At 56.9% G+C, this 25,744-nt stretch carries 19 protein-coding genes, 2 pseudogenes and 2 CRISPR repeat arrays; of the genes and pseudogenes, 16 read left to right on the plus strand and 5 right to left on the minus strand.

The features are described from left to right. The first annotated feature begins 27 nt into the window (after positions 1-27). A CRISPR array of direct repeats spans positions 28-597; the repeat unit is 28 nt; unit sequence TTTCTGAGCTGCCTATACGGCAGTGAAG. Positions 598-1,563: 966 nt separating this feature from the next. The 4 genes from ACODS3_RS20565 to ACODS3_RS20580 all read left to right on the plus strand — a co-directional run bounded on the left by ACODS3_RS20565 (position 1,564) and on the right by ACODS3_RS20580 (position 4,717). Beyond that, positions 1,564-2,643: a hypothetical protein gene (locus ACODS3_RS20565; protein WP_489036025.1), complete on the plus strand. Its 1,080-nt coding sequence runs from the start codon at positions 1,564-1,566 to the stop codon at positions 2,641-2,643. An 82-nt stretch (positions 2,644-2,725) separates the two neighbouring features. Further along, positions 2,726-3,517, plus strand: coding sequence for a TSUP family transporter (locus ACODS3_RS20570; protein ID WP_201005904.1), 792 nt, complete (start codon positions 2,726-2,728; stop codon positions 3,515-3,517). Next, on the plus strand, positions 3,514-4,389 hold the full coding sequence (locus ACODS3_RS20575; RefSeq protein ID WP_489036027.1) for an alpha/beta hydrolase: 876 nt from the start codon (positions 3,514-3,516) through the stop codon (positions 4,387-4,389). Before ACODS3_RS20570 ends, ACODS3_RS20575 begins: the two co-directional genes overlap by 4 nt. Before the next feature lie 97 nt (positions 4,390-4,486). After that, positions 4,487-4,717, plus strand: a complete 231-nt coding sequence (locus ACODS3_RS20580) for a hypothetical protein (RefSeq protein WP_201005909.1) — start codon at positions 4,487-4,489, stop codon at positions 4,715-4,717. Positions 4,718-4,773: 56 nt separating this feature from the next. Here the strand turns inward: ACODS3_RS20580 and ACODS3_RS20585 are convergent, their stop codons facing one another. Both ACODS3_RS20585 and ACODS3_RS20590 read right to left on the minus strand, forming a co-directional pair. Then, on the minus strand, positions 4,774-5,529 hold the full coding sequence (locus ACODS3_RS20585) for a hypothetical protein (RefSeq protein WP_489036029.1): 756 nt from the start codon (positions 5,527-5,529) through the stop codon (positions 4,774-4,776). A gap of 115 nt (positions 5,530-5,644) precedes the next feature. Continuing rightward, a complete protein-coding gene (locus tag ACODS3_RS20590; RefSeq protein WP_489036031.1) occupies positions 5,645-6,526 on the minus strand; it encodes a LysR family transcriptional regulator in 882 nt (293 codons plus the stop codon). Positions 6,527-6,621: 95 nt separating this feature from the next. Between ACODS3_RS20590 and ACODS3_RS20595 the strand changes: the two genes are divergently transcribed. Together ACODS3_RS20595 and ACODS3_RS20600 are read left to right on the plus strand one after the other, a co-directional pair. Then, positions 6,622-7,758, plus strand: coding sequence for a DSD1 family PLP-dependent enzyme (locus ACODS3_RS20595; protein WP_304575471.1), 1,137 nt, complete (start codon positions 6,622-6,624; stop codon positions 7,756-7,758). After that, positions 7,748-8,143 carry a RidA family protein gene (locus ACODS3_RS20600; protein WP_489036033.1) on the plus strand — a complete coding sequence of 132 codons (396 nt, stop codon included), beginning with the start codon at positions 7,748-7,750 and terminating at the stop codon, positions 8,141-8,143. Before ACODS3_RS20595 ends, ACODS3_RS20600 begins: the two co-directional genes overlap by 11 nt. A gap of 2 nt (positions 8,144-8,145) precedes the next feature. On the opposite strand, the gene ACODS3_RS20605 is transcribed toward ACODS3_RS20600, so the two are convergent. Both ACODS3_RS20605 and ACODS3_RS20610 read right to left on the minus strand, forming a co-directional pair. After that, complete coding sequence (locus tag ACODS3_RS20605; RefSeq protein WP_201018006.1) at positions 8,146-8,712, minus strand: LysE family translocator; 567 nt, start codon at positions 8,710-8,712, stop codon at positions 8,146-8,148. A 50-nt stretch (positions 8,713-8,762) separates the two neighbouring features. Next, positions 8,763-9,605, minus strand: coding sequence for an AraC family transcriptional regulator (locus ACODS3_RS20610; RefSeq protein WP_201018007.1), 843 nt, complete (start codon positions 9,603-9,605; stop codon positions 8,763-8,765). A gap of 2,281 nt (positions 9,606-11,886) precedes the next feature. On the opposite strand from ACODS3_RS20610, the gene cas1f reads away from it, so the two are divergent. The 7 genes from cas1f to ACODS3_RS20645 all read left to right on the plus strand — a co-directional run bounded on the left by cas1f (position 11,887) and on the right by ACODS3_RS20645 (position 21,919). Continuing rightward, complete coding sequence (gene cas1f, locus ACODS3_RS20615) at positions 11,887-12,864, plus strand: type I-F CRISPR-associated endonuclease Cas1f (RefSeq protein ID WP_201018008.1); 978 nt, start codon at positions 11,887-11,889, stop codon at positions 12,862-12,864. Next, positions 12,861-16,232, plus strand: coding sequence for a type I-F CRISPR-associated helicase Cas3f (gene cas3f / locus ACODS3_RS20620; RefSeq protein WP_489036036.1), 3,372 nt, complete (start codon positions 12,861-12,863; stop codon positions 16,230-16,232). The genes cas1f and cas3f overlap by 4 nt, the downstream gene beginning before the upstream one ends. Before the next feature lie 95 nt (positions 16,233-16,327). Further along, a complete protein-coding gene (gene csy1 / locus ACODS3_RS20625; protein ID WP_489036038.1) occupies positions 16,328-17,674 on the plus strand; it encodes a type I-F CRISPR-associated protein Csy1 in 1,347 nt (448 codons plus the stop codon). After that, positions 17,667-18,650, plus strand: coding sequence for a type I-F CRISPR-associated protein Csy2 (gene csy2, locus ACODS3_RS20630; RefSeq protein ID WP_489036040.1), 984 nt, complete (start codon positions 17,667-17,669; stop codon positions 18,648-18,650). Before csy1 ends, csy2 begins: the two co-directional genes overlap by 8 nt. A 32-nt stretch (positions 18,651-18,682) precedes the next feature. Further along, positions 18,683-19,705 carry a type I-F CRISPR-associated protein Csy3 gene (gene csy3 / locus ACODS3_RS20635; RefSeq protein WP_489036042.1) on the plus strand — a complete coding sequence of 341 codons (1,023 nt, stop codon included), beginning with the start codon at positions 18,683-18,685 and terminating at the stop codon, positions 19,703-19,705. Between the two features lie 3 nt (positions 19,706-19,708). Further along, the gene (gene cas6f / locus ACODS3_RS20640; RefSeq protein WP_489036043.1) at positions 19,709-20,272 is read left to right on the plus strand and encodes a type I-F CRISPR-associated endoribonuclease Cas6/Csy4; all 564 of its coding nucleotides are present in this window, start codon (positions 19,709-19,711) and stop codon (positions 20,270-20,272) included. Positions 20,273-20,388: 116 nt separating this feature from the next. Further along, positions 20,389-20,956: a CRISPR direct-repeat array (repeat unit 28 nt; unit sequence TTTCTGAGCTGCCTATTCGGCAGTGAAG). A gap of 303 nt (positions 20,957-21,259) precedes the next feature. Continuing rightward, positions 21,260-21,919: a hypothetical protein gene (locus tag ACODS3_RS20645; protein WP_201005926.1), complete on the plus strand. Its 660-nt coding sequence runs from the start codon at positions 21,260-21,262 to the stop codon at positions 21,917-21,919. An 11-nt stretch (positions 21,920-21,930) separates the two neighbouring features. Here ACODS3_RS20645 and ACODS3_RS20650 read toward each other — a convergent pair whose 3' ends face one another. Further along, positions 21,931-22,941 carry a zinc-dependent alcohol dehydrogenase family protein gene (locus ACODS3_RS20650; protein WP_304575462.1) on the minus strand — a complete coding sequence of 337 codons (1,011 nt, stop codon included), beginning with the start codon at positions 22,939-22,941 and terminating at the stop codon, positions 21,931-21,933. Positions 22,942-23,103: 162 nt separating this feature from the next. Here ACODS3_RS20650 and ACODS3_RS20655 point away from each other — a divergent pair, with 162 nt between their 5' ends. From ACODS3_RS20655 to ACODS3_RS20665, 3 genes and pseudogenes are all read left to right on the plus strand, one after another. Next, positions 23,104-23,892, plus strand: a complete 789-nt coding sequence (locus tag ACODS3_RS20655; protein ID WP_489036046.1) for a transporter substrate-binding domain-containing protein — start codon at positions 23,104-23,106, stop codon at positions 23,890-23,892. 108 nt (positions 23,893-24,000) lie between these two features. Further along, a pseudogene (locus ACODS3_RS20660) lies at positions 24,001-24,540 on the plus strand (MCP four helix bundle domain-containing protein); the annotation flags it as partial. 414 nt (positions 24,541-24,954) lie between these two features. After that, positions 24,955-25,656, plus strand: a pseudogene (locus tag ACODS3_RS20665) (methyl-accepting chemotaxis protein); the annotation flags it as partial. Positions 25,657-25,744: the final 88 nt, after the last annotated feature.

A 25,744-nucleotide genomic window follows, 5' to 3' on the forward strand; every position in this document is an offset into this window, starting at 1 on the left:
GTTCGTGAATTGCCGCGAATACTGCTCTTTCTGAGCTGCCTATACGGCAGTGAAGACTTCTACGGCGGCCACCATCGATTCTATGATTTTCTGAGCTGCCTATACGGCAGTGAAGAGCACCCCCGTTCAGCTTGGCAACTTCGTCGATTTCTGAGCTGCCTATACGGCAGTGAAGCTTGAGTTCGTGAATTGCCGCGAATACTGCTCTTTCTGAGCTGCCTATACGGCAGTGAAGTCATTTTACACGCTGATGTGCTGGTTCCATGTTTTTCTGAGCTGCCTATACGGCAGTGAAGCTCCACCAGCGAATGGTGGGCTTATCACTCCAATTTCTGAGCTGCCTATACGGCAGTGAAGTCTGTAACCCTGCAAAGCCTCCGCCCCGTTCCTTTCTGAGCTGCCTATACGGCAGTGAAGTCCGCTTCATCACGATCCGGCCAGATAATGCATTTCTGAGCTGCCTATACGGCAGTGAAGGATCGCTCAATCATCGACAGGGGCCGCGCCTTTTTCTGAGCTGCCTATACGGCAGTGAAGGGGTCGTCTTCGTCGGCGGCTGGTGCGGCCTTTTTCTGAGCTGCCTATACGGCAGTGAAGTAGACACTTTGCTCGATAACCCTCCGTTTTCAAAGAAAAATATGCGCCTGAAGCCGTTTTACCCCTTTTTTCATCAAGTTTTGTAAGTCATTGATTTTTAAAGCACGAACCTGAGACGAAAAAAAGAGGGTCAAGAAAGGGTTCATTCCTGGCCGTTGTAGACAGGTGTTCAAACACTATGCGACATAGCCGTACCTGTTGATATGTCGCAGCCAAGGCCCCTCCCACGAAAATTCATTGCCCGCGATGCATCTCACGGGTAGATCCGATCCCAGTGGGAGGGGGCTTGCCCGCGACAGGGCACACTCTTCACTGCCGCATAGGCAGCTCAGAAATGCACCGCTGCTGATATTCGCACTGCCTGCGTTTTGAACCATGCATTTTTCATTGCCCCGTCGCGGGCAAGCGCGCTCCTGCGTATTTTCAGAGCGGCATATATGCCTCTTCGCGAATGAATTCGTTCATGCAATCGTTTGCGAATGGCAAAGTGTTAAAAAACCTGACCAAGTGGTTTATATATTTATCAAGCGTTTTTTATGGCATGACAGGCACAATATTGTAAAAGAATTTGACGGCCATTATTTTGATGTTAATCTCTGCGCGCTTTTTCAGTGGGTCGTTATCTGCCTCGGGAAGTTTCAATACTCCCACCCACTCTGAAAGGCCTCTATCCAGGGTACTGCCAGCGCCTGGATACGAGAGCAGCTACAAGAATTAAAATAAAAACAGTCAGCCAGGTTTTCAGAGTATGCGCCGTCAAGAACGCAAAAAATTGCCGCTCCCGTTCCTATCCTCCATGCCTTGCGCTTCTCTGCGGGCTGCCTTGTTGCGCTAACTTCAAAAACATCATTGATTCGCTTATGCCTGAGGCCATGCATTTTGTGTCATGCGTTGCCTCACCCGTTGTTGTTCCAGCAGTACTTATAAACAATAAAAAAGGTGCTTAGCACCACAGGGATGTCACACATGACAACAGCTATAAAACAAAGTGCCGAATCCGTTGTATCTATCGCTCAACAGGAAGTCAGAACTTTCCGTTTTGATGACCAACAGTCCAAACTGCTGCATACATTCTCGCAAGAGTTGGCGGCCATTGGCGGGCCGCAAGCCGCGGGCGCGAGGGCCAAGGCTTCTGTGGCGGCCACTGAGTTGAAGTTCTCGATGTCGAAAGAGCAATGCGAACTTCTGGGTGCTTATTCCGATGGTCTTATCTCGCTGCTGATATTTGAAGGTTTGCAAAAGATCAGCGATGTCAGCCCTCCCGATGAGTTGCCGGAGCTGGAAGCACTGGAGAATCGAGACGACGTACTGTGCATGGCCGCACGTAATCAGATCCTGTTGAAGCTTGTGGATAACAGTTCCTTTGCCTATGACATGGACAACGAAGGCAAACTGGTTCGTCTGGTCGCCAACTTCAAAGGCGGTGGCTTGACTAAAATCGAGGCCGAGCCGGAGATAAAGGAACTGAGTTCCCATTCAGGCCTAGCGCTCGGGCCTCATACCGAAGCACCTTACTGGTGTGCCGTGAACGCTCAGGACGGGCATTCGCCTTCACCGTCCTCGCTGATACTGTCAGCCCTCTGGAACCCGAGCCAGGAGCCGACCACCGTCATCCCGCTCCCGCCTGTGCTGGACAAGATCGGTGTAACCCATTGCCTGGCATTGACGACCGGCAGTTTCCAGTTCACTCGCAGCGACTCTTTTGTCAGCGGTAAAGGTGAAGATGGTAAAGGCGTGTCGATTCTGGAGTTCGATAATAAAGTCGGCTTTGCGGCCCGCTTCAATTCATATCGTTTTTCAGTCAATGAAAACGCTTCGCCCTTCGTGAAAAAAGCCTACGCCGCTCTTTGCGACGGTATTAAAGAAAGCACGCCGTATGAGTACGTACTGACTCAGGAGTCGGCCATTATCATCAATAATATTCGGGCCTTGCATTGCCGGGATGTCATCAAGGATAACCGGCGGGTACTGGTCCGTATCTTTGGCATGTCCAAGTTCTCTTCCCCTCTCGTTATTTCAGAGGACCCGCTGTTGCTGCGTGGGTGATTGCGTTGCTCTCGGTTTTGCCGAGATTCTTGAACGGCCAGCCATGCAGATGGCTGGCCTGTATGGGTAATGAGGGAATGTGATGTCTTGGGATTTGATTGGCATGTTGGCGCTCGTGGCTTTTTGCGCCGGTTTTTTTGATGCGATTGCCGGAGGCGGCGGGCTGATAACATTGCCGGCACTGTTTCTGGCCGGTGTCGACCCGATCAGTGCAATTGCCACAAACAAGTTCCAGGCGGCTTCGGCAACCATTTCGGCAACGGTCACCTTTGCTCGCAAGGGCATGATCGAATGGCGGGAAGGTCGTTTTCTGGTGTTATGCGGGTTTATTGGCGGTGCCAGTGGTGCGTTACTGGTCAGCTCCATCGACAAGCACTATCTGGAAGTCTGCGTACCGATCATGCTGATTCTGGTTGCGCTTTATTTTGCTTTTTCGCCAAAGATCGGCAATGAAGATCGCCGCAAAAGAATCGGTATTCTATTGTTCTCATTTACCGTTGCGCCTGCCTTGGGTTTTTACGACGGTGTATTTGGCCCTGGTGTCGGTTCGTTCTTTATTGTGGGTTTCGTCCTGCTGTGCGGCCTGGGAATGATGAGAGCAATGAGTTTTACCAAACTGGCCAATGCTTCCTGCAACCTGGGTTCTCTGTCGGTCTTTATCACCAAGGGCGTGATTATCTGGCCGATAGCAATTGCCATGGCCCTGGCGGCCTTCATTGGCGCTCAACTGGGTGCGCGGGCCGCTGTAAAGGTTGGCCCAAAGTTGATCAAACCCATGTTGGTCGTGGTGTGCTGCGCGCTGGCCATTAAACTCTTGAGCGTGGAAACCAACCCGTTGCGCGTTGCATTCATGCACACACTGGCTTCGTTATGATCAATCTGCCGGCGTTAACCCGCGATTCTCGACTTCGGTCCCGGTTGCAGTTTGATGAAACGCCGGCGGGTCCTGCCTGTTATTTTTCACAGGCCTTCGAGGGGTATGAACTTGAAGGTCGAATCCTGTCGAGCACAGCGACGCCAGATGCAATGCCGCAGGTTCTGGCCATTCATGGTGCCCGCTCGGATTACAGCAAACTGAACGGCATTCTGTACCCTTTGCAGGCATCGGGCGTTGCCAGTTTGAGTTTCAATCTTTCCGGGCACAACACAACAACTGATATCCCGTTAGCAGACACTTCCCTGGCCAATAACCTGCAAGAAGCCTTGCGGTTTGCCGATTGCCTGGGCACAGGTTTCAATACCGTGATCGGCCACAGCATGGGCGGAGCACTGGCCCTGAAAGTGGCTGAAGCCCACAGAGCCAGCGTCAAGAAGGTCGTCCTGTTTTGCCCTGCCCTGTATGCAGATGCGGCGTATCAACAACCGTTTGGCGAGCCGTTCAAACGTGCCATTTCGGTCCCCTGTAACTTTCTCGACTCATCGTCGCTTGAGTTCCTGCGCGATTTCGAGGGAGAACTCATGCTGGTAATCGGCGAGTTCGATGGTCTTGAATCCACGGCTTTCGGCAAAGTTGTCGGTACATCGGTGGGAACAGTGACAATAGATCAGGGCACGCCGCAAGAACGCATCATCAATAGCGCGATTCCTTATGAAGTGATCGAAGCCATTGAAAAGAACCTGCTTCCCCATCAGTTCAAAAAGCATGTTCTGCCCGAATGCGACCATGCTGTTTCGGCCTGGTTTCGCAATAACCCAGAATATGCGCAGCAACTTTCGTTAGAGATTTCAGATTTCATCAATAGCTGAACTCGCCGACAGAATACCCACTCGCTCTTTTCGACTGGTCTATCGTTGAACCTGATCGCCCCATGAAGGGACGGCCGTTCATAACATGGAGAAGTCTATGAAGAAGCTGGTGATGGCGACATTCGCTGCAACTCTATTGCTGGGTAGCGTCACGGCTCCGGCCCTTGCCGAGAGCGAGCTGGAGAAAGGCGTCCGGCACGATGCCCGTGAAGTGGAAAAGGGTGTCAAACATGACGCCGAAGAAGTCGACAAAGGTGCCAAGCACGACGATGAAGAACGCCATAAGGCGGACAAGCATGTCGACAAGGAAGAGAAGAAACTTCTCTGACCTGCCCTGGATATCCAGAACCTGGCCGTCAGCCAAGAACTGACGGCCGGGTAATATTACTCGCCCTTCTCGTCTTTCACTTTCTGCGCCACTTCACCGGCCATGGACGTTGTCACCACGCCCCCCACACCTGGCACGACTCGCGTGACGGTTTCGTTGACGGAGGTGCTGATAGTGCGGGTGTATTCCTCAATCTGAATGCCGCCACGCATGTGGGCAGAAACCACTTGAGGCGTAAGAACCGTGCGGGTGATGGTGGAGCTGATGGTACGGAACAGGTTGCCCAGGGCTGAAACGATGGAAATGACGGTCAGCGCCGCAAAGGGAATCGAGAGCCACATGATGCTCATCTTGAACAGCGCATTCCGGGTGGTAAGCCCATTGAGGCTTCGGCAATAGATGATCGCAGCCACCAGATAAGCACTGGCAAGTACGGCAATGGCCAGCGGGTCACGAATATCGAAGGCCAGTCGGGCAAGCAGCAGGCCGTAAATGACCACACTGGTGAGCACATCCGGGATCAGGCTTTTCAGGCCATCCACAGCTTTGGAGATGTTGTAGATCACAAAACCGATCACCACGATCCAGCCAATCACCGGGATGACAGCCAGTGCCATGATCAGCACTGACAACAGCAGGCCACGGATGATGCCGTGATGCAGGTTGTTCTTGATCAGGAAATAGACGAAGTAGCTACAGGAAAACAGCGCAATCAATGCGAATGAAACGCCAGCGGCTTCGGGTTGCAGAAAAAAGCTCAGGCAGCCCACGGCGATCATGAAAGCCATACACAGGTAACCACTTTGATTCATTGATGTTCGTCCATGACGGAAGCTCTGCGCATCCTGCGAGGTTGGGCCGAGCCGTGATTGAAGTTACAGCGGTATCGGCGTGACATCATTCATCTTTAAAAGTAATCCATCGCTCTCACTTCAACGACGCCTCAAGAAACCCCACCAGCGCCTGCATCCGCGCACTGCGGTGCTTGCGCGAGGGCACCAGCAAAAGAATCGGCGCGCTCTCGAACGACCAGTCCGCGAGCACCCGAACAAGGGCGCCGCTCTGGATGGCATCGTTTACATCCCACTCGGAGCGCAGGACCAGCCCTTGATCCTGCTCGGCCCAACGGCGCGCAACGCTGCCATCGTTGCAGAGCATCGCAGGCTCGATACGCAGCGTATGCCGGGCGGTCTGTTTGCGCAGGTGCCAGAGCGTGACGTCTTCTTCGTTCTCGCGAATGCAGATGCAACGATGGTTAGCCAGTTCGGCCGGGCTCTGCGGTACACCGTAAGTTTTCAGGTATTGCGGGCTGGCACACAGCCAACGCTCGTTTTGCACCAGCGTGCGGGCAACCCATGAGCTGTCATTGATGCTGCCGATATGGATCACGGCGTCGCTGTCGTGCCGATCCGGCCAAGGGGTTTCGCGCAGGTCCAGGTGCAGGCGCAGCCCTGGGTGAAGCTTCGCAAACCGGGCCAGCAGTGGCGCGATGCGTTGGCGACCGTAGCCGAAGGGTGCAGCGAGTCGCAGGGTGCCGCTCAACTGATCGTCGGGCTGCTTGAAAGACTCGGGCAGTGCTTCCAGCCGCTCCAGCAAGGCTGCGCTTTCTCTGGCAAAACGCTCGCCTTCCGCCGTCAGGCTCAGGCGTCGGGCATCCCGATTGGCCAGGTTGGAACCCAGCAAAGCCTCCAGCTTGCGCAAGCGCATGGACAGCGCCGGAGGTGAAACATTGAGGGTTCTGGCGGCTGCGCTCAGGGATTCGGAGCGCGCCAGGGTCACGGCCAGACGCAGATCTTCGATGGTGATCATTCAATTTTACTTAATCATAAGTGACAGCCGATTTAACCATGGATTTACGGTTGATCAGTAGAGTGAGGCCATCAGTCGACATTGGAGAACCGACCATGCCCACCGCTCTCTCTACTCTTGAAACGCCTGCCGCGATCATTGATGTGGCCAGAATGCAGCGCAATATCCAGCGTATGCAGCAGCGCATGGACGGCCTGGGCGTTCGCCTGCGCCCCCATGTCAAAACCAGCAAGTGCCTGCCGGTGATCGAGGCGCAGATAGCAGCAGGTGCCAGTGGTGTCACGGTGTCGACCCTGAAAGAAGCCGCGCACTGCTTTGCGGCCGGGATCACTGACATTCTCTACGCGGTCGCCATGGTGCCCGGCAAGTTAGCTCAAGCGCTGGTGCTCAAACGTCAGGGTTGCAAGCTGAGCATCATCACCGACAGCGTTGCCGGAGCTCAGGCCATCGTCGCTTTTGGCCAGGAGCGAGGTGAGGTGCTGGACGTCTGGATTGAAGTCGACAGCGATGGCCATCGCTCTGGAATCAAGTGCGACGACGATGTGCTGATCGAGGTCGCGCAGGTGCTGCATGACGGCGGAATGCATCTCGTCGGGGTCATGACTCATGCAGGCTCCAGCTATGAACTGAACACCGCCCAAGCCCTGCAACGGTTGGCCGAGCAAGAGCGTTATCAGTGCGTCAGCGCCGCCGAGCGGATTCGGGCGGCAGGGCTGCCGTGCCCGCAGGTGAGTGTAGGCTCGACACCCACCGCGCTGTCGGCTGCCGATCTGCAAGGCGTCACCGAAGTGCGTGCCGGGGTCTATGTGTTCTTTGATCTGGTGATGCATAACGTCGGCGTGTGCCAGGCCGATGAACTGGCCTTGAGCGTGCTGACCACGGTCATCGGCCATCAACTGGACAAGGGCTGGGTGATTACCGACTCGGGCTGGATGGCCATGAGCCGCGACCGTGGCACGCAACGTCAGCAGCAGGATTTCGCCTATGGCCAGGTGTGCAGCGAAGACGGCCAATGGATCGACGGCACCCTGCTGCACAGCGCCAACCAAGAGCACGGCATAGTGACTCTGCAAGCATCAGCAGGCAGCGACCTGACCGCCCTCTTCCCGATAGGCAGCCGCCTGCGCATCCTGCCGAACCATGCCTGCGCGACGGGTGCGCAATTTCCTCATTACCACGCCCTTGATGCCAATAGCGAAACGCACATCTGGAGTCGTCTGCATGGCTGGTAAACCGATCGACCTGGTCCACACCCCGAATGCTGCGGCACCGGGCGGGCATTATTCACAGGCCGTGCGTCATCAAGGCTTATTGTGGGTGTCCGGCCAGTTACCGGTACGCGCCGATGGCAACCACAGTGTCGATGAGCCTTTCGAGGTCCAGGCCGCCATTGCCCTGAATAACCTGCTGGCGATTATCGAAAAGGCCGGCAGTGGCGCAGATGATCTTCTGAAGGTGACCGTCTATATCGTCGGCATCGAACACTGGCCCGCGTTCGATCAACTCTACGCCCGCTGCCTGGGCCAACATCGCCCGGCACGCGCGGTGGTGCCCGTGCCGGTTTTGCATCATGGGTATCTGATTGAGATCGAGGCGGTTGCGCGGTGTGAGGGCTGACGTCAACGCAGGAACCCGGCCCATGCCGACACCAGCAACAACACCGCCATGCCACGGTTCAGCCGCTGCATGGCCTGCCCGGACTTGAGCAGCCGCGCCGATCCACGGCCCAGCAATGCCCAGCACGCCATGCAGGGCAGCGATACCAGGAAGAACACCAGCGCCAGATCGACCACCGTGCCCTGGCTGAAGACACTGACGACCGCCAGCGCCATCATCCATGTCTTGGGGTTGACCACTTGCAGGCCTGCCGCGCCGACAAACCCGAGCCGTTGCTGTTTGTCGTCCTGCTCGATGGTGCTGGCACTGGTGAAAATCTTCCACGCCAGCCAGGTCAACCACGCCACACCGACAACCGACATCAGCGTCTGAGCACCGGGAATCTGTACCAGAGAACGTCCCACGCCAGTCCCGACTACCAGCACCAGTGCCGCTGCGCCCATGCAGCCACCGAAAATGATCGGCAGGCTGGCGCGCAGGCCATAACGGGCGCTGTTGCTCAGGACCAGAATATTGGTCGGGCCTGGGGTAATCGAGGAAACAAAGGCAAACAGCAGGAAGGACAACATGAGCACAACTCCAGAAGCGGGATGCGCTCATGCTCGCCCGGTATGCGACCTTAGTCTGGAAGATCCGTGCAGCGGTTTCGATAGGCCGATGGTGTCATGCCGTTGGCTCGCAGAAACCATCGACCCAGGTGGCTCTGATCGGCAAAACCCAGGTCGCTGGCAACCTGAACGGGCAACGCTCCGGCAGCCAGCATCCTTCGGGCCTGGGCCAGACGCAGTTGCACAAGATAGGCATGGGGTGGCAAGCCAAATGCCGACTTGAAGGCACGACTCAGACGAAAACGATCCACGCCGCAGACCTGAGCCAGTTCATCAAGGCCAAGATCGCGTCGAAAGTTGGCATGCAGATAGTCACGGGCGCGCAAGGCGACCTGTGGCAGACGCGGGTCCTGATTCTGCCGAAGCCGCCAGCGCAGATTGCCGGTCAGCCGCTCCAGCAATCCATCGAGCGCGCTTTGCCGGAACAACCGCGTTTCCTGCCCATGCAGCGCGGCAAAAGCAAAAAGAGTGGCGTTGGTCAGTCGCGGGTCGCTTGCCAGAGTGCTGGCGAACCCCAGTTGATAGCCATCTGGCGCGTCTTCAAACAGCGAGGGCAACTCACGGGCCACCCAGTCCGGGTCGAGGTAAAGCATCCGGTACGTAAAGCCGTCTGCACTTGGCGCATCCCCATCATGAATCTCCCCCGGCTCCAGCATGAACACCTGCCCCGGCGTACAGGCATAACGCTGCCGCCGACAATGAAACTGCTGCACACCCTGCTCCGTGACACCCACCAGATAACTGTCATGCCAATGCGGATCGTAGACATGAGCATTCCCCTGGAAATGGGCATGCAACGTCTCGATACCGGTGTCGCGGTCCTGAGCAAGATTGATCCAGTTGCTCTGAGTCATGGTGGGCTTACAGGGTTTGGGGTCGGGTTGAGTGTTATCGCGTATGGGCGGTGGGAAGTCTAGAAGGTTTGTGCAGGGTTGGCTGATCACGGCCCTCAAAGCCTGTAGGACCGGATTCATCCGGGAAAGCCGTATTGAAACGCCTTTCGCGAATGAATTGGCTCTGTGTTTCAAGTCAGTCAGAGGGCCGTGAGAGCAACTGGCGATGCGTGCCTGAGTCGGTTTGCTGGGCTGCCTATGCGGCAGTGAAGTGGGTTCACGGGCATACGGTGTGCGCGCCGTGCTTTCTGAGCTGCCTATGCGGCAGTGAAGTCGGCGTAGCGTTCCGCCCGGCTGCCCATGACTTTCTGAGCTGCCTATGCGGCAGTGAAGCCTTGGCCATCTGCGCCACTGCCGAATCGCTGTTTCTGAGCTGCCTATGCGGCAGTGAAGGAAGAGGATCCGTTTGGCGATCCGCCGCCAATTTTCTGAGCTGCCTATGCGGCAGTGAAGCGGTCACACCGCCGATGCCTTTGTCTTCGGCATTTCTGAGCTGCCTATGCGGCAGTGAAGTTTCAGCTTGTTGCATCGGCTGCCGGTGTGCCATTTCTGAGCTGCCTATGCGGCAGTGAAGTTCCGCAGGCTGTAAGGTTGGTCGCCTTTGCTTTTCTGAGCTGCCTATGCGGCAGTGAAGCATCTTTCTCTGATAGGCGGGGATTGCTGCAATTTCTGAGCTGCCTATGCGGCAGTGAAGAGTTTTACCTGTTCCGCGCTCACCAGTTTCAATTTCTGAGCTGCCTATGCGGCAGTGAAGACCAGGTAGCCGGCGTCGTTGCCATCCTCGTTTTTCTGAGCTGCCTATGCGGCAGTGAAGGTGGTGAATCACACGAAGAGCGCTACGTGAAGTTTCTGAGCTGCCTATGCGGCAGTGAAGGTGAAACAAAATACCCCGACCAGCAATTGGCGTTTCTGAGCTGCCTATGCGGCAGTGAAGGTATTGGCGCACGCCGGTCGTCGCGACAAGCTTTTCTGAGCTGCCTATGCGGCAGTGAAGACTGGATGGACAGGCCACATGAGCGCGTGATTTTTCTGAGCTGCCTATGCGGCAGTGAAGCGATCAGTTCTGCAAGCACACGCTGAAAGTGCTTTCTGAGCTGCCTATGCGGCAGTGAAGTAGACACTCTGCTCGATAACCCTCCGTTTTCAAAGAAAAATATGCGCCTGAAGCCGTTTTACCCCTTTTTTCATCAACCTTTGTAAGTCATTGATTTTTAAAGGACGAACCTGAGGCGAAAAAAAGAGGGTCAAGAGAGGGGTCCTTCCTGGCCGTTTTAGACAGGTGTTCAAACGATATGCGACATGGCCGTACCTGTTGATATGTCACCATCAACGCCTCCACAACGAGTCGCTAAAAACCGGAGATTCTGTCTGAACCCTGTCGCGGCCAAGGCCCCTCCCACGAGACTTCATTGCCCGCGATGCCATCTCACGGCTAGATCCGATCCCAGTGGGAGGGGGCTTGCCCGCGACAGGCACACTGCAGATGATCATGCTTCTCGCAGTGCTGGCGACATTGCCAAGAGGCCTGTCGCTGTGATTGTTCGGTAATCCAGGAACGCTTGCGGCGGCGAGTGTGGGTTTAGTTGCTGATCATGACCCTCTTTTTTTCACCCAAAATGCACCCTTTTAAATCAACCACTTACAGAAATCATGAAAAAAAGGGGTAAAACTGTTAGTGACACATATTTTTCTTTGAAAACGGAAGGTTATCGAGCAGAGTGTCTACTTCACTGCCGCATAGGCAGCTCAGAAAGCAAGACGAATCATCACGGCATGCAGCAGCGGCTTCACTGCCGCATAGGCAGCTCAGAAACAACGAATAGCCCTGGAGGCGATCATGAACGCCTTCACTGCCGTATAGGCAGCTCAGAAATACGACCCGGTCACTAACGGTCATCTGCTCTGATTAACTGCCGAACAGGCAGCTCAACACCAATCAAATCATCTTTCTAAAAACCATAAACAACTGATTTACATAAATTTAAAGCACTCACTGTAGGAGCGCGCTTGCCCGCGACGGCAATATTCCTGACGACAGATGTGTATCGACTCTGTCTATGCCGTCGCGGGCAAGCACTCTCCTACGGCCCTTTCCGTAACTCCCTTCGTACACAAATCGCGGACTGGTCTTTCTGACACTCTGCCGCTCCCCGGCTCAAAAAACATAAAGCGCCGCCCTACGCTATCGGCTATATATGTTTTCTCTCACCGGCCTAGTGCCATTAGTGGTAGTGCTTCTTTCATGGATGACATCAGCTCTTCGGATCTCAAGACGATCCTGCATTCCAAACGCGCGAATATTTATTACTTGCAGCATTGCCGGCTATTGGTAAATGGCGGTCGGGTCGAGTATGTGACCGATGCGGGCAAGCAGTCGCTGTACTGGAATATCCCCATCGCCAATACCACGACTGTGTTGTTGGGCACCGGCACTTCGGTCACTCAGGCGGCGATGCGTGAGCTGGCCAAGGCGGGTGTGCTGGTCGGCTTTTGCGGCGGTGGCGGCACGCCGTTGTTCAGTGCCAACGAGATCGATATCGAGGTCGCATGGTTCTCGCCGCAAAGCGAATACCGGCCAACCGAATACCTGCAACGCTGGGTCGCGTTCTGGTTCAAGGATGATCTGCGACTCGAGGCCGCCAAGGCTTTTCAACGGTTGCGGCTGGCACACATCAGGCGCCAATGGGTCGAGCACAAGGCCTTCGCCAAAGCCGGTTTCAAAGTCGATCCGGCTGAGCTGGACAGCGCACTTGAGCAATCTCTCGTAGCCCTGAACAACGCTCCAGACCACACCTTCCTGCTCACCGAAGAAGCCCGGCTGACCAAACGCCTCTTCAAACTCGCGGCCACGGCGATGAAGTATGGCGATTTCGTGCGGGCCAAGCGTGGCGCAGGTGGCGACCCGGCCAACCGGTTTCTCGATCACGGCAATTACCTCGCTTATGGCCTGGCTGCAACGGCCACGTGGGTGCTGGGCCTGCCCCATGGTCTGGCGGTGCTGCACGGCAAGACCCGGCGCGGCGGACTGGTGTTCGATGCTGCCGATCTGGTCAAGGACGGGCTGATCTTGCCCCAGGCCTTTATCTCGGCCATGCGTGGCGACGATGAGCAAGCGTTCCGCCAGGCCTGCATCGAGAACCTGACCCGCAGCGAAGCACTGGATTTCATGATCGACAGCCTCAAGGACGTTGCCGAGCAACTGGGAGGCAGCGTCGCGTGAATATTCTGCTTATCTGCCAGTGCGACAAGCGAGCACTGGTAGAAACCCGGCGCATCCTGGATCAGTTCGCCGAACGTCGTGGTGAGCGCACCTGGCAAACGCCGATCACCCAGGCCGGCCTCGACACCTTGCGCCGTCTGTTGAGAAAAAGCGCCCGCCGCAACACGGCGGTGGCCTGTCACTGGATCAGAGGACTGGACCATAGCGAATTGCTATGGATTGTCGGTGATGCCAGCCGCTTCAATGAACAGGGCGCCGTACCGACCAACGTCACACGCCGCAATGTGCTGCGCAACGGCGATGAAAACGACTGGCACACGGGCGAAGACATCACCTTGCTCGCGCAGATGGCCGCGTTACTGCACGACCTTGGCAAATCCAGCATCGCTTTTCAGAAACGCCTGACAAGCTCCATCCACGAGAAAAACCTTTATCGCCACGAGTGGGTTTCGCTGCGGCTTTTTCTGGCATTCGTCGGGCGCGACTCCGACGAAACCTGGCTTGAACGTCTGGCCAAACCCGACTCACTGGACGATGCCAGCTGGCTGGCTGAAGGCCGATATCTGCGCGATGGTCTTGACCCCGACACGCCGCCTCCTTTTCGCCAATTGCCACCACTGGCGGCAGCGATTGCCTGGCTGGTCGTGACTCACCATCGCTTGCCGACAAAGCCTTTTGAGGATTATCTGGGCGACGAAAAGCTCTGGTTCGGCAAGCCATCGCGCAACATATCCACAGCATCGCTGAGCAATATTCTGGATGGCATCACCCACGAGTGGAACGAGCTGAAACGCCCTGCCGAACCGGGCGAGATAAAGCCTTACTGGCAGTTCGAGCACGGTTTACCGGTGACGCTGCCCAAATGGCGCACCCAGGCAGCGAAACTGGCTACTCGCCTGTTAGTGCTGCTGGGCAAGGCAGGCAAAGGCGACTGGCTGAATAACCCTTATGTCATGCATGTGGCACGCATGAGTTTGATGCTGGCCGACCATCATTACTCGGGGCTAAAGGCCGACTCGAAAAAGCGCGTCCAGGGCGATGCACAATGCCTGCTCTACGCCAATACCGAAAATAACGTGCTCAAGCAGAAACTGGATGAACACTTGCTGGGCGTGGCTCGTCTTGCGGGCACCATCGTTCATGGGCTGCCGGGTTTCGAGCGTCATCTGCCGCGTCTTGCAAAGCACAAAGGGCTGCGCAAACGTAGTGGTTCGGAACGCTTTCAGTGGCAGGACAAAGCCACCGATGCCGCCACCAGCCTGCGCGACAAGTCATTCGAGCACGGGGCGTTCATCGTCAATATGGCTTCGACCGGCTGCGGCAAGACTCTCGCCAACGCCCGTATCATGAATGCCCTGGCCGACCCGCAACTGGGGTTTCGCTGCACGTTCGCCTTGGGCCTGCGCACGCTGACGCTGCAGACCGGGGCCAGCTATCGCCAGGATCTGCACCTGAACGAAGACGAACTGGCCGTGCATGTCGGCGGCTCGGCCAGCAAAGCCTTGTTCAAGTTCCACCAGAAGCAGGCGGAGCAAACAGGCTCGGGCTCGGTGCAGGCCTTGATCGAAGAAGACAGCCACGTTTTGTACGAAGGCCAGTCGAGCGATCACGGTCTGCTTTCCAAAGCCATGGCCAATCAGGACATACGCTCGCTGCTCAGCGCGCCCATGCTGGTCTGCACCATCGATCATCTGATGCCCGCCACCGAAGCCCAGCGCTCGGGCCGCCAGATCGCGCCGATGTTGCGCATGATGAGCAGCGATCTGGTGCTCGATGAACTGGACGACTTCGACCTGTCTGATTTGCCCGCCCTGACCCGCCTGATGCATTGGGCAGGCATGCTCGGTACGCGGGTATTGCTGTCATCGGCAACATTGCCGCCGGCGCTGGTGGACGGGATGTTTCAGGCCTATCGGGCAGGTCGTGTGCATTATCGACGCAACCGCGGCTCCCATGACCATCAGACTTATTCACCATCAGATGTAGCGTGCCTGTGGGTGGATGAGTTCAGCGCCCACGGCACGACCTGCGCTGATATCCAGCACTTTCTCGCCGAGCATGAAGCCTTCGTGCAGCGTCGTGTTGAAGAACTGGGCAAAGCCGAGCCGCGAAGATGCGGTGAGCTGATACCGCTGAATATCACAGCCAAAAAACCGGAAGCCATTCGTGTCGAGTTCGCCAGGCATGTGCGCAGCGCCATGCTTGAGGCCCATGCCCGACACGCAGAAAGCTGCCCGCACAGCGGCAAGCGGGTCAGTTTCGGTCTGGTGCGCATGGCCAATATCGAGCCGCTGTTCGATACCGCTCTGGCGTTGTTTCAGGCTGGTGCGCCCGAGGATTACCGCATCCATTTATGCGTTTACCACTCGCGTTTTCCACTACTGCTGCGCTCGGCCATCGAAGCACAACTGGACACCAGCCTGAACCGGCGCAAGCGTGAAGCGGTTTATGGGCTGCCGGGGATTCGGCAGGCCATCGATCAATCGCCCGAGCAGAACCATCTGTTTGTGGTGCTGGGTTCTCCGGTGACGGAAGTCGGCCGTGACCACGATTATGACTGGGCCATCGTAGAGCCGTCGTCCATGCGCTCGTTCATTCAACTGGCCGGGCGCATACAGCGGCATCGCAACGAACCCTGCAAGTCGCCCAATGAGCTTATCTTCGATGCCAACCTGCGACACTTTGAACACCCGCAGGCAGCCGCTTTTGTGCAGCCGGGTTTCGAGAACAAAAATGGCGCGCTTGATGATCCGTTCAGGTTGACGACCCATCGGCTCGGCAAGCTGCTGAAAGAGGATGAATACAAGATCCTCACAGCCCGCCCGCGCATCCAGCCGCGACCCGCTCAGGAGTGGCAGGCCAAGAAAAGCCTGGTGGATCTCGAACATAGTCGGCTTGCGGCACAAATGCTGCCCAAGGATCACAGCCAAACATCGAAAACGACATTCAGCCTGGATGCGGCCTGTGCCTGGCAGTATCCACAGGCTTCACTGACCTGGATCTTGCCGCAGCATCAGCCCTTCCGCGAACAGACCACACAGGAAACCGAACTGGTGTTTCTGCCTGACGAGGATGAAGAGCAACTTGTGCTGCATCGCATTCATGAAGAAGCCAAACGCGGCAAGCCTGCAATTCATACCCTCGCCCAGAGCGAACTCACCACTATCGACCTCGACAGCTTGCTTGGCCCACGGATAACCCCTTGGGGTCGGCATGACTTGATGGAGCTGCTTGTTGAACAGGCAGAGGCTCAAGGCCTCTCCCTTGAGAGATGTGCCGAGAAATTCACCTCGGTCAGCGTGCGTGAAAGCCGGTTTGGGTGGAGGTATCACCCGGTTTTGGGGTTTGAAAAAGCCAGAAACGAATAAACATCAAGACAAAGGAAGGCATATGCAGATAGAGAATTACCCAAAACCAGTCATGGGACTGGCATCCGCCAAGTCGATTTTTAAAGGTTCCGAACATGGATGAAGGATCTAGGCCCTCGCCCCGCTCCACCCTTTTTCGTACCGCCATCACTGCCTTTATCAATGAGCGCAAAGAAGCAAAGCTCAAAGGCAATGATAAGGGCGAAGGTGGTCAGGCTGCCGGCAAATATGATTACGCCACCTGGCTGGCCGATGCCGCTCGCCGGGTCACTCAGATTCAGGCAGTGACTCATGTGCTCAAGGCCACGCATCCCGATGCTCGAGGCAGTAGCCTGCATGTCGTGCCGCAATCGCTGCATCAACATGCCGAGGTAGGCAGCCATTTATTGGGGGAGGTGTATGCCGACGATATCGTTGGCAATGCTGCCGCTCTCGATGTGTACAAGTTTCTCAAGGTAGAAGTCGAAGGCCGTCGCCTGCTGGACTGGCTGCAAGCCAATGATGCTGACCTGTTGAATGCACTGAGCGCTGACGAAGCCACTGCTCATGAATGGGCATCGGCATTCAAGGACCTGATCCGGTCTGCCTCTACCCTGACCTCTCACACCATGGCCAAGCAGGTGTACTGGAGCGTTTCCGGTAATCCGACTGACAACTCGGGCTTTCATCTCTTGCAGCCCTTGTTCGCCAGCAGCCTTGCCCATGCGGTGCATCAGGACATCAACGATGCGCGCTTCGGGGAAGTCAACAAAGCGGCCCGGCAGGCCAGACGGGAAGAAAAGCTTCACGCGGGGCAAAACCACGATTACCGTAATCTGGTCACCCGCAAGCTGGGTGGTACCAAGCCGCAGAACATCAGCCAGCTCAACAGCGAGCGCGGTGGGGTGAATTATCTGCTGGCTTCGATACCGCCAACCTGGAAGCAGGACAGGTCACCTAACTTTCTCAACATCGAAACAGCGTTTGATCGTTTTCGATATTTTGAAGGTGTTCCCGAGCAGATCGAGGCCTTGTGCACGCTGCTGAAAAAAGACCCGCCCAAAATTCTGCCTACTCGGGATGCACGCAAAAGCATCGAAAAAGCGTTGGGCCTGTCACTGGTCGCCTTTGGCCTCACCAGTCGCGAACGACTCGAACCGGGCTGGAGCCGTCATCCTGATTGCGACCTACCGTTATCTGAACAACTGTGGCTCGACCCTGGCCGTATCGATCTGCCTTTGCGCGACGATCATCTCGATGAGGATCAGGCATTTATCGCGGCCTTTGAGCGCAATGACTGGCCCGATCAGGTCGCCAAGCGCTTTGGCCAATGGCTGAACGCGATCCTGCGCGATATAGGTTTGCCTGTCGGCGATGTGGAGCTGAGACACTGGACAAAACAGGCAATCATTGAGGCTGACTCTTTCATGCCGATCACTGGTCGGGAGAGCGCCAATGGCTGACTGCCCCTCGTTCACTCACCTGCTGGTTATCCCACGTATTCGCGTGCAGAACGCCAACTCCGTTTCCAGCCCGCTGACCCACGGTTTTCCGTCGATGACGGCATTCCTGGGGCTGATGTGGGCATTGGAGCGCAAGACCCACGATGCAGGCCTGGAGCTGAAATTCAAGGCTGTCGGCGTCGTTGTGCATCATCACGAAGAGCAAATTACCGACAGCAAATACGTGAGTGCCTTGCGCCTGACCCGCAATCCCATCAACAAGGACGGCAGCACCGCCGCGATTGTCGAGGAAGGCCGGATGCATATGGAGATCAGCCTTGTGTTCGGAGTGCAAGGCGACACGTTGCCGACCGATAGTGAAGCCACGCTGTTGATCGCCCGACAAGTACGCGATCAGCTTTCGCAAATGCGTATTGCAGGCGGCAGTGTGGTTCCGTCCAGTGCGCCCCCCTACAAGCAGCAGCCCTTCCTGGCGCTCACGCCCAAAGAAGAAAGCTACAGGCAAGAGTTGTTCAGCAAAATCCGCTTGCGCCTGCTGCCGGGCTTTGCGCTGGTTGATCGTCAGGATTTGCTCGAAAAGCGGCATGACGCGCTCAAGGAGCAAGATCCCGATGCATCTTTGCTCGACGCCTGGCTGTCGTTATCACGCATCAACTGGCAGAGCGTTGCCAACGAGGATCCGGACAAGAAGCCCAAGTGGGTCAGCGATAAAAAGGGCGGCGGCTGGATTGTGCCCATTCCTGTCGGCTATGGCGCGTTGAGTGATGTGCTAGCCGCTGGTTCGGTGGCTAACGCCCGCGATGGGCAAACCGAATTCCGCTTCGTCGAAAGCCTGTATGGCATCGGTGAATGGATCAGCCCCCATCGCCTGCACAAACCAGAACACCTGCTCTGGTACGCCGATTCGCAACCCAATGATGGCCGCTATCGCTGCGCCAACGATTATCGCCCTGTTGTTTTGCACGACTTCGACTGACTGCTGACCATCTTCCTAAAAGGTATTTGAACATGGCTAAAGACACCCTCAAGACCGCTTCCGTTCTGGCTTTCGAGCGCAAGCTCGATCCTTCCGATGCGCTGTTTCATTCAGGCGACTGGCAGTCTCGCGAAAGCTGGACGCCGGTGGAAGTTCGTGAAAAATCGGTACGTGGCACCATTTCCAACCGCCTGAAAACCAAAGACCTGGACCCGGCCAAACTGGATGCCCAGATCGAAAAGCCCAACCTGCAAACCGTGGATGTCGCCGCCCTGCCCCACGATGCCGACACCCTGCGGGTCAGCTTTACCCTGCGCATCCTGAGTGGCACCGGCCAGCCTTCGGCCTGCAACGACACCGAATATCGCGACAAGCTGCTTGCTACTGTAAAAAGCTACGTAGACGGCAATGGCTTCGATGAACTGGCACGCCGCTATGCCCATAACCTGGCCAACGGTCGTTTCCTGTGGCGCAATCGCATCGGTGCCGAGCAGGTGCAAGTGGAAGTCGCTCATCGGGTGGATGGCAAGGATGCGTCGAAATGGGCTTTCGATGGTCTGGCGCTGTCTCTGCGGGACTTCAACACCAGCGCTGAAAACACCAAGGCATTGGGCGAACTGACGCAATTGATCGCCAGCGGTCTGGCAGGTAAACAGCATGTGCTGCTGGGCGTGACGGCGTATGTACGCATCGGCGCGGGGCAGGAAGTCTTCCCTTCGCAAGAACTGATTCTGGACCGATCCAGCGGCACCAAAAGCAAGACGCTCTATCAGGTCGGCGGTATCGCGGGCATTCACTCGCAAAAGATAGGTAACGCCATTCGCAGCATCGACACCTGGTATCAGGAAGCCGATATCAACGGCCCGATTGCCGTAGAACCCTATGGCTCGGTCACCACGCAGGGCAAGGCTTATCGCCAGCCTCGCAGCACCAAGGATGACTTCTACACCCTGCTCGACGGCTGGGTGCTCAAGGACAAGGTGCCAGAGCTGGATCAGCAGCATTTCGTCATCGCGACCCTGATTCGTGGCGGCGTATTCGGTGAGGCGAGCTAAGCCATGGATCACTACCTCGACCTGCAATTACTGCCCGATCCGGAGTTTGCAGCCACGCAACTGATGAGCGCGCTGATGTCCAAGCTGCATCGCGGTTTGCATGACCTGCGCCGCAATGACATCGGCATCAGCTTCCCCGCTCTCGGAGGCAAGGCCAGCGGTCTGGGCGACCACCTGCGCCTGCATGGCAGCGCGCAAGCGCTGGATGCCTTGATGGCACTGACCTGGCTGACGGGCATGCGTGACCATGTGCGGGTAGGCGAACTGAGCGTGGTGCCAAGCGACGCGCAGCATCGCCGTGTCAGCCGCGTGCAAGTGGACAGCAACCCGGAACGCACAAGGCGGCGCCTGATGAAACGCCACGGCATCACTGAAGAACAAGCCCGAGAACGCATCCCCGACAGCGCCGCAAAACGCTGCAACCTGCCCTTCACCCAACTTCGCAGCCGCACCAGTGGCCAGACGTTTCTGCTGTTCATCCAGCATGGATCACTACAGGCCAACGCCCAGCCGGGGACCTTCAATAGCTATGGGTTGAGTGCTACGGCTACTGTTCCCTGGTTTTGATGCTCTTTTGGCTAATGGACCGAAACCCCTTGCAGGTGATGTAACTGCGAGGGGTTTGGTTTGGGCTGCCTGTGCGGCAGTCGGGCCGTTTCGCAAATCATCACCTATGGCACCATTTTCTGAGCTGCCTATACGGCAGTGAGCAGATATCGCACCAGGGCAGACTGACGCTGGCTTTTCTGAGCTGCCTACTCGGCAGTGAAGCTCAAGCGCGCTGATGAAAGAGCGGGAGATCTTTTCTGAGCTGCCTATTCGGCAGTGAAGCAGGCGCACTACGAACTCCATGTTCGACCTCCTTTCTGAGCTGCCTATTCGGCAGTGAAGTCGCCCTCGACCGCATCATGATTGGCTTCCATTTTCTGAGCTGCCTATTCGGCAGTGAAGAGCTCGGCCATGGCCCGAGCTTTCGACGTGTATTTCTGAGCTGCCTATTCGGCAGTGAAGGGACAGGACCCTGGAGCGCGCTCGCGCTCACCTTTCTGAGCTGCCTATTCGGCAGTGAAGCCATCGTCGCTTACTACTGCCCCGGTTGTGATTTTCTGAGCTGCCTATTCGGCAGTGAAGTTTGCCAAGCACTGAATTGCTGGCTCCCTTGCTTTCTGAGCTGCCTATTCGGCAGTGAAAGCTCCGCGCAGAATTCTATTGTGCTTTCGCTTTTTCTGAGCTGCCTATTCGGCAGTGAAGTAGACACTCTCCCCGATAACCCTCCGTTTTCAAAGAAAAATATGCGTTTTCAGCCGTTTTACCCCTTTTTTTATCGAGCTTTGTAAGTCGTTGATTTTTAAAGGATGAACCTATGGTGAAAAAAAGAGGGTCAGGAAAGGGTAATGCCGATCATTTAAGGCCTACATGTCACCAGTGGGAGGGGCTATGTGTTCTTAGGATAGATCTATCAGCAGCAAACACCCCCGCTCTCGACTACCCTCAAACCCATCATTTAAGCGGTTGATGCTCTGGCCACCTTGACTGATGGGGACAAGAATAATAATGAAAGACCCTTATGCCTTCGGGTTCTACAGTGCCTGTTTTGCGCTGATGGTGGTGGTTGCGGCGACTTATTACAGCGCGGCTTCCGGTACTCATCCGATTCGGACAGCAGATGCCTATTTTGTCATTTATTCGGCCTCTTCTCTGGTCGAGGCTCTGGCGATCATCGGGATCGCGGGGGTGACGTTCAAGGCTTATGGGTCCTGGAAGCGGGATGTGCGCCAGCACAAGGCGCTTGGCGTTATCTGGGATGCCAGTGTGGCGTTCCGGGAGATCGAGATCGGGTTCAACGAGTGGTTCTTCGGCCCGGATGCCGAGCTAAAGGCCGGCAACGATGCGCGCCAGATCGATTCGCTGCTCAGCGCCAGCCCGCTGGGTCTGGCGCTGAGGGCGTTCAAAAAACAGTGCATCCTGCTGGACAAGGTGGTGATCAAGAGTCACTGGCGCTGGCTGAACCATGCAGCCGAACTCGAAATGCTGGCGCGGGCGCTAAGTGCCGAAGCGTTCGGGGCCGTGGGCAAAGGCAAGATCACCCACTCCATCGTGGATTTTCTCTATGCCCATGAGGGTGAGGCCTGGCAAAGAACCCAGGCCGATTGGGAAACCCTCATGACGACGATCGAAGAACAGCTCACAGAGCTGGAAGAGTCCTACACATAGGCCCGGGCCGATCAGATATCCAGCGTGATCTTGCCGAAATGCCGGTTGGTTTCCTGATAGCGGAATGCTTCGACGATATCGGTCAGCGGGAACGAGCGGTCAATGACCGGGCGGATACCGGTGGCGTTGATCGCGCGGATCATGTCCTGCTGCTGGCTGCGACTGCCGACCAGCACGCCTTGCAGGCGCAATTGCTTGATCAAGGCCGGCACGATTGCCAGTTGTCCGGCAACGCCGGTCAGAATGCCGATCACCGAGATATGCCCGCCCACACGCGCCGCCTGCATGGACTGCTCAAGTGTCGATGGACCGCCGACTTCGATGATGTGATCGACACCACGGCCACCGGTCAGGGTGCGGGCTGTCTCGCCCCAGTTGCTGTCCTTGCGATAGTTGATCAGGTGATCGGCGCCCAGTTCGCGCAGACGCTCCAGTTTCTCGTCACTGGAGGATGTGGCGATAACCGTTGCTCCGGCCATTTTGGCGAATTGCAGGGCGAAGATCGAAACGCCGCCTGTGCCCTGAACCAATACGGTGTCGCCTGCTTTCAGGCCGCCATCGCTCATCAACGCACGCCATGCGGTCAGGCCAGCGGTGGTCAGGGTCGAGGCTTCGGCATGGGTGTAGCCGATAGGGGCGTGGGTGAAGGAAGTGGCGCGGGCCGTGACCTGTTGGCGGGCATAGCCATCGATGCCATCGCCTGGCACCGTGACAAAACCTTCTACCAGTGGCTCACCACTGATCCAGTCCGGGAAGAAGGTGCTGACGACTGAATCCCCGGCCTTGAACTCGCTGACGCCCTCTCCCACCGCCGTGACCACGCCAGCGCCGTCGGCCATGGGAATGCGTGACTCGCTAGGCCCCCACATACCGCTGACCACTGCGAAGTCGTGGTAATTGAGGGAGTTGGCATGCAGGCGCACGGTGATTTCCCCGGCCTTGGGCGCCAGCACTTCGCTGTCACCGACAATAACGCGCTCGTAACCGCCACCGGCCTGTACATAAATGGTTGTGTTGCTCATGATCGATCTCCTGTCTGTTCAACGTCCTGTGAAATGACGAAATGCTTACCCGTTAGTTCAACGAACGGGCATGGCTCTGTTGCGGCTTCACATCGCCCTGGCAAATGAAGCACTCTGCCGCGTCCGACCAAACCAATCAAACCGCTGCGAGTATCCAGCCCCATGATGAATCTGAAATACAGCGTACCGGCCGCCCTTCTGCTGGGCCTGACAGGCATGGCTCAGGCACAGGAATCAGCCTCGCATCTGGACAAGGTGATTCAGGCCGGTGAACTGTCAGTGTGTACCACCGGCGACTATAAGCCTTACACCTTCCTGCGCGAGGACGGCGAGTACGAAGGCATCGACATCACCATGGCCCGCTCGCTGGCCAAAAGCCTGGGGGTCAAGGTGACATGGGTTTCCACCACCTGGAAGACCCTGATGCCGGACATGGTCGCCGGCAAATGCGACATCGGCATGGGCGGCATCTCCGTCACCCTGGAGCGCCAGAAGAAAGCTTTCTTCAGCAACACGCTGGATGTCGACGGCAAGATCCCGCTGGTCCGCTGCGAGGACCAGGCGCTGTATCAGACCATCGAGCAGATCAACCAGCCGTCCGTACGTCTGATCGAACCGGCCGGTGGCACCAATGAAGCTTTCGCCCGCGCCTATCTGCCCAAGGCTCCGATTGCCTTCCACGACAACAAGACCATCTTCCAGGAGTTGCTGGACAAGAAGGCCGACGTGATGATCACCGATGCCTCCGAAGCGCTCTATCAGCAGAAGCGCATGCCGGGCCTGTGTGCGGTCAACCCGACCCGCTACATGCAATACGGTGAAAAAGCCTATCTGCTGCCACGGGATGACGTGACCTGGAAAAGCTATGTCGACCAGTGGTTGCACTTGAGTAAAGCTACAGGCGCCTACCAGCAGGCGCTGAGTGAGTGGTTGGCGGTACCGGGCCAATAAACTCCAGGCCATGGCTTTAGCTCAGGAGTTACACGCCGATAAAAGATAACGCGCCTTCAGAGCGCGGCATCTCCAATCTGCGAAACACGCTCCATCAAGGGGAAAGTCATGGCACACGCTCAAGTCGCCACCAGAACCGGCCTCACCGTAAAACAGCGTTTGATGTTCTCGACCTTCGCGATCATCGTTGCGTTTTTCGTCTTGTCGGTTTTCATGATCCAGACGCTCAAGACCTCGACCGAAAACGTCGATGCGCTCTATAACCGCGACTTTCTGGCGACAGAGACCGTGAACAATATTGATGGCACGCTCACTCGGGTGGACATCAACATTCTGCGCATGATCGCCATTGGCAACCCGGAGCAGACAGCAGCCTGGAAAACCGAGAACGAAAACGCCTTCACTCAACTGGACAAGCTGACGAGTCAGTTGAGCCAGGAAACGGCTGGCACTCTGGATGCTCAACTGACCCAGCAATTGCAGCGCGACTATGCGAAGTTGCGTGACGGCATGCGCCATCAGACCAGCGTGATCCAGACCGGCGATATTGCAGGCGCGACCAATATCAACCGCACCGAGGTCAAGCCTTTCGCTGAGCAGGTCTTCAAGACCCTGCAAACCCTGCGCGAGCAAGGCAAGCAACAGGCTGGCAAACGCTTCGAGGCGCAGGAAGCGAGCGCCAGCAAGGCCAATAGCCTGGCAATTGGCGCGACGCTGGTCATTGCTCTGCTGGGTGTCATCGCGACGCTGCTGACGACTCGCAGCATTCTCGGCGCCATTGGTGGAGAACCCGACATGGTGGCTGGTATCACCCGCACCATCGCCAAGGGGGACTTGAGCAGCACCATCAACGTTGCGAGCAATGACAAGTCCAGCGTGGTGGCTGCCGTCGGTGCCATGCAGGCGCAGCTTCGCGAGACATTGCAGCAGATCTCCAGCTCGGCAAACCAGCTCGCCTCGGCAGCCGAGGAAATGACCGCCATTACCGAAGATGGCGTCAAGGGGCTGCACAAACAGAACAACGAGATCGATCAGGCCGCCACGGCAGTCAATCAAATGACCAGCGCAGTGGAAGAAGTGGCCCGCAATGCCGAGAACACGGCACGCTCTTCCAGCAGTGCGACAGGTGCTGCGCAGGACGGGCTCGGGCTGGTCAAAAAGACGGTCAGCGCCATCGATACCATGAGCAATGATGTACAGAAGACAGCCAGCCTGATCGGTGAGCTGGCAGATCAGTCCCGTGATATCGGCAAGGTGCTGGACGTGATTCGAGGCCTTGCGGAGCAGACCAACCTGCTGGCACTGAACGCCGCCATCGAAGCAGCACGTGCGGGTGAAGCCGGCCGTGGTTTTGCCGTGGTTGCCGACGAAGTCCGCGCCCTGGCCCACCGTACGCAGCAATCGACCAGCGAAATCGAACGTCTGGTCACCAACATCCAGAGCGGCACTGAACGCGCGGTAGGTTCCATGCGCGGCAATACCGAACTGGCCAGCGAAACGCTGGGCATCGCCGAAGGTGCCAACGAGGCGCTGAGCAAGATCAATGCGGCGGTGAGCGAGATCAACGACCTCAACCTGGTGATCGCCAGCGCTGCACAGGAGCAGGCGCACGTTGCGCGGGAAGTTGACCGTAACCTGGTGAACATCCGCGACCTGTCGGCGCAGTCTTCTTCCGGCGCACAGCAAACCAGTACGGCCAGCCGCGAGCTGTCACGACTGGCTGTGGATCTGAGCGGCATCGTCGGACGTTTCCGCCTGTCCTGACCCAAGACACACTCTTTGCGCTGCCAGCAGCGCAAAGAGTGTCTTCCAGCCAAACATTCGGTTGAAAGCCAGTCCGTCCTGAAATAGC

This window comes from Pseudomonas sp. FG43 (assembly GCF_057809175.1).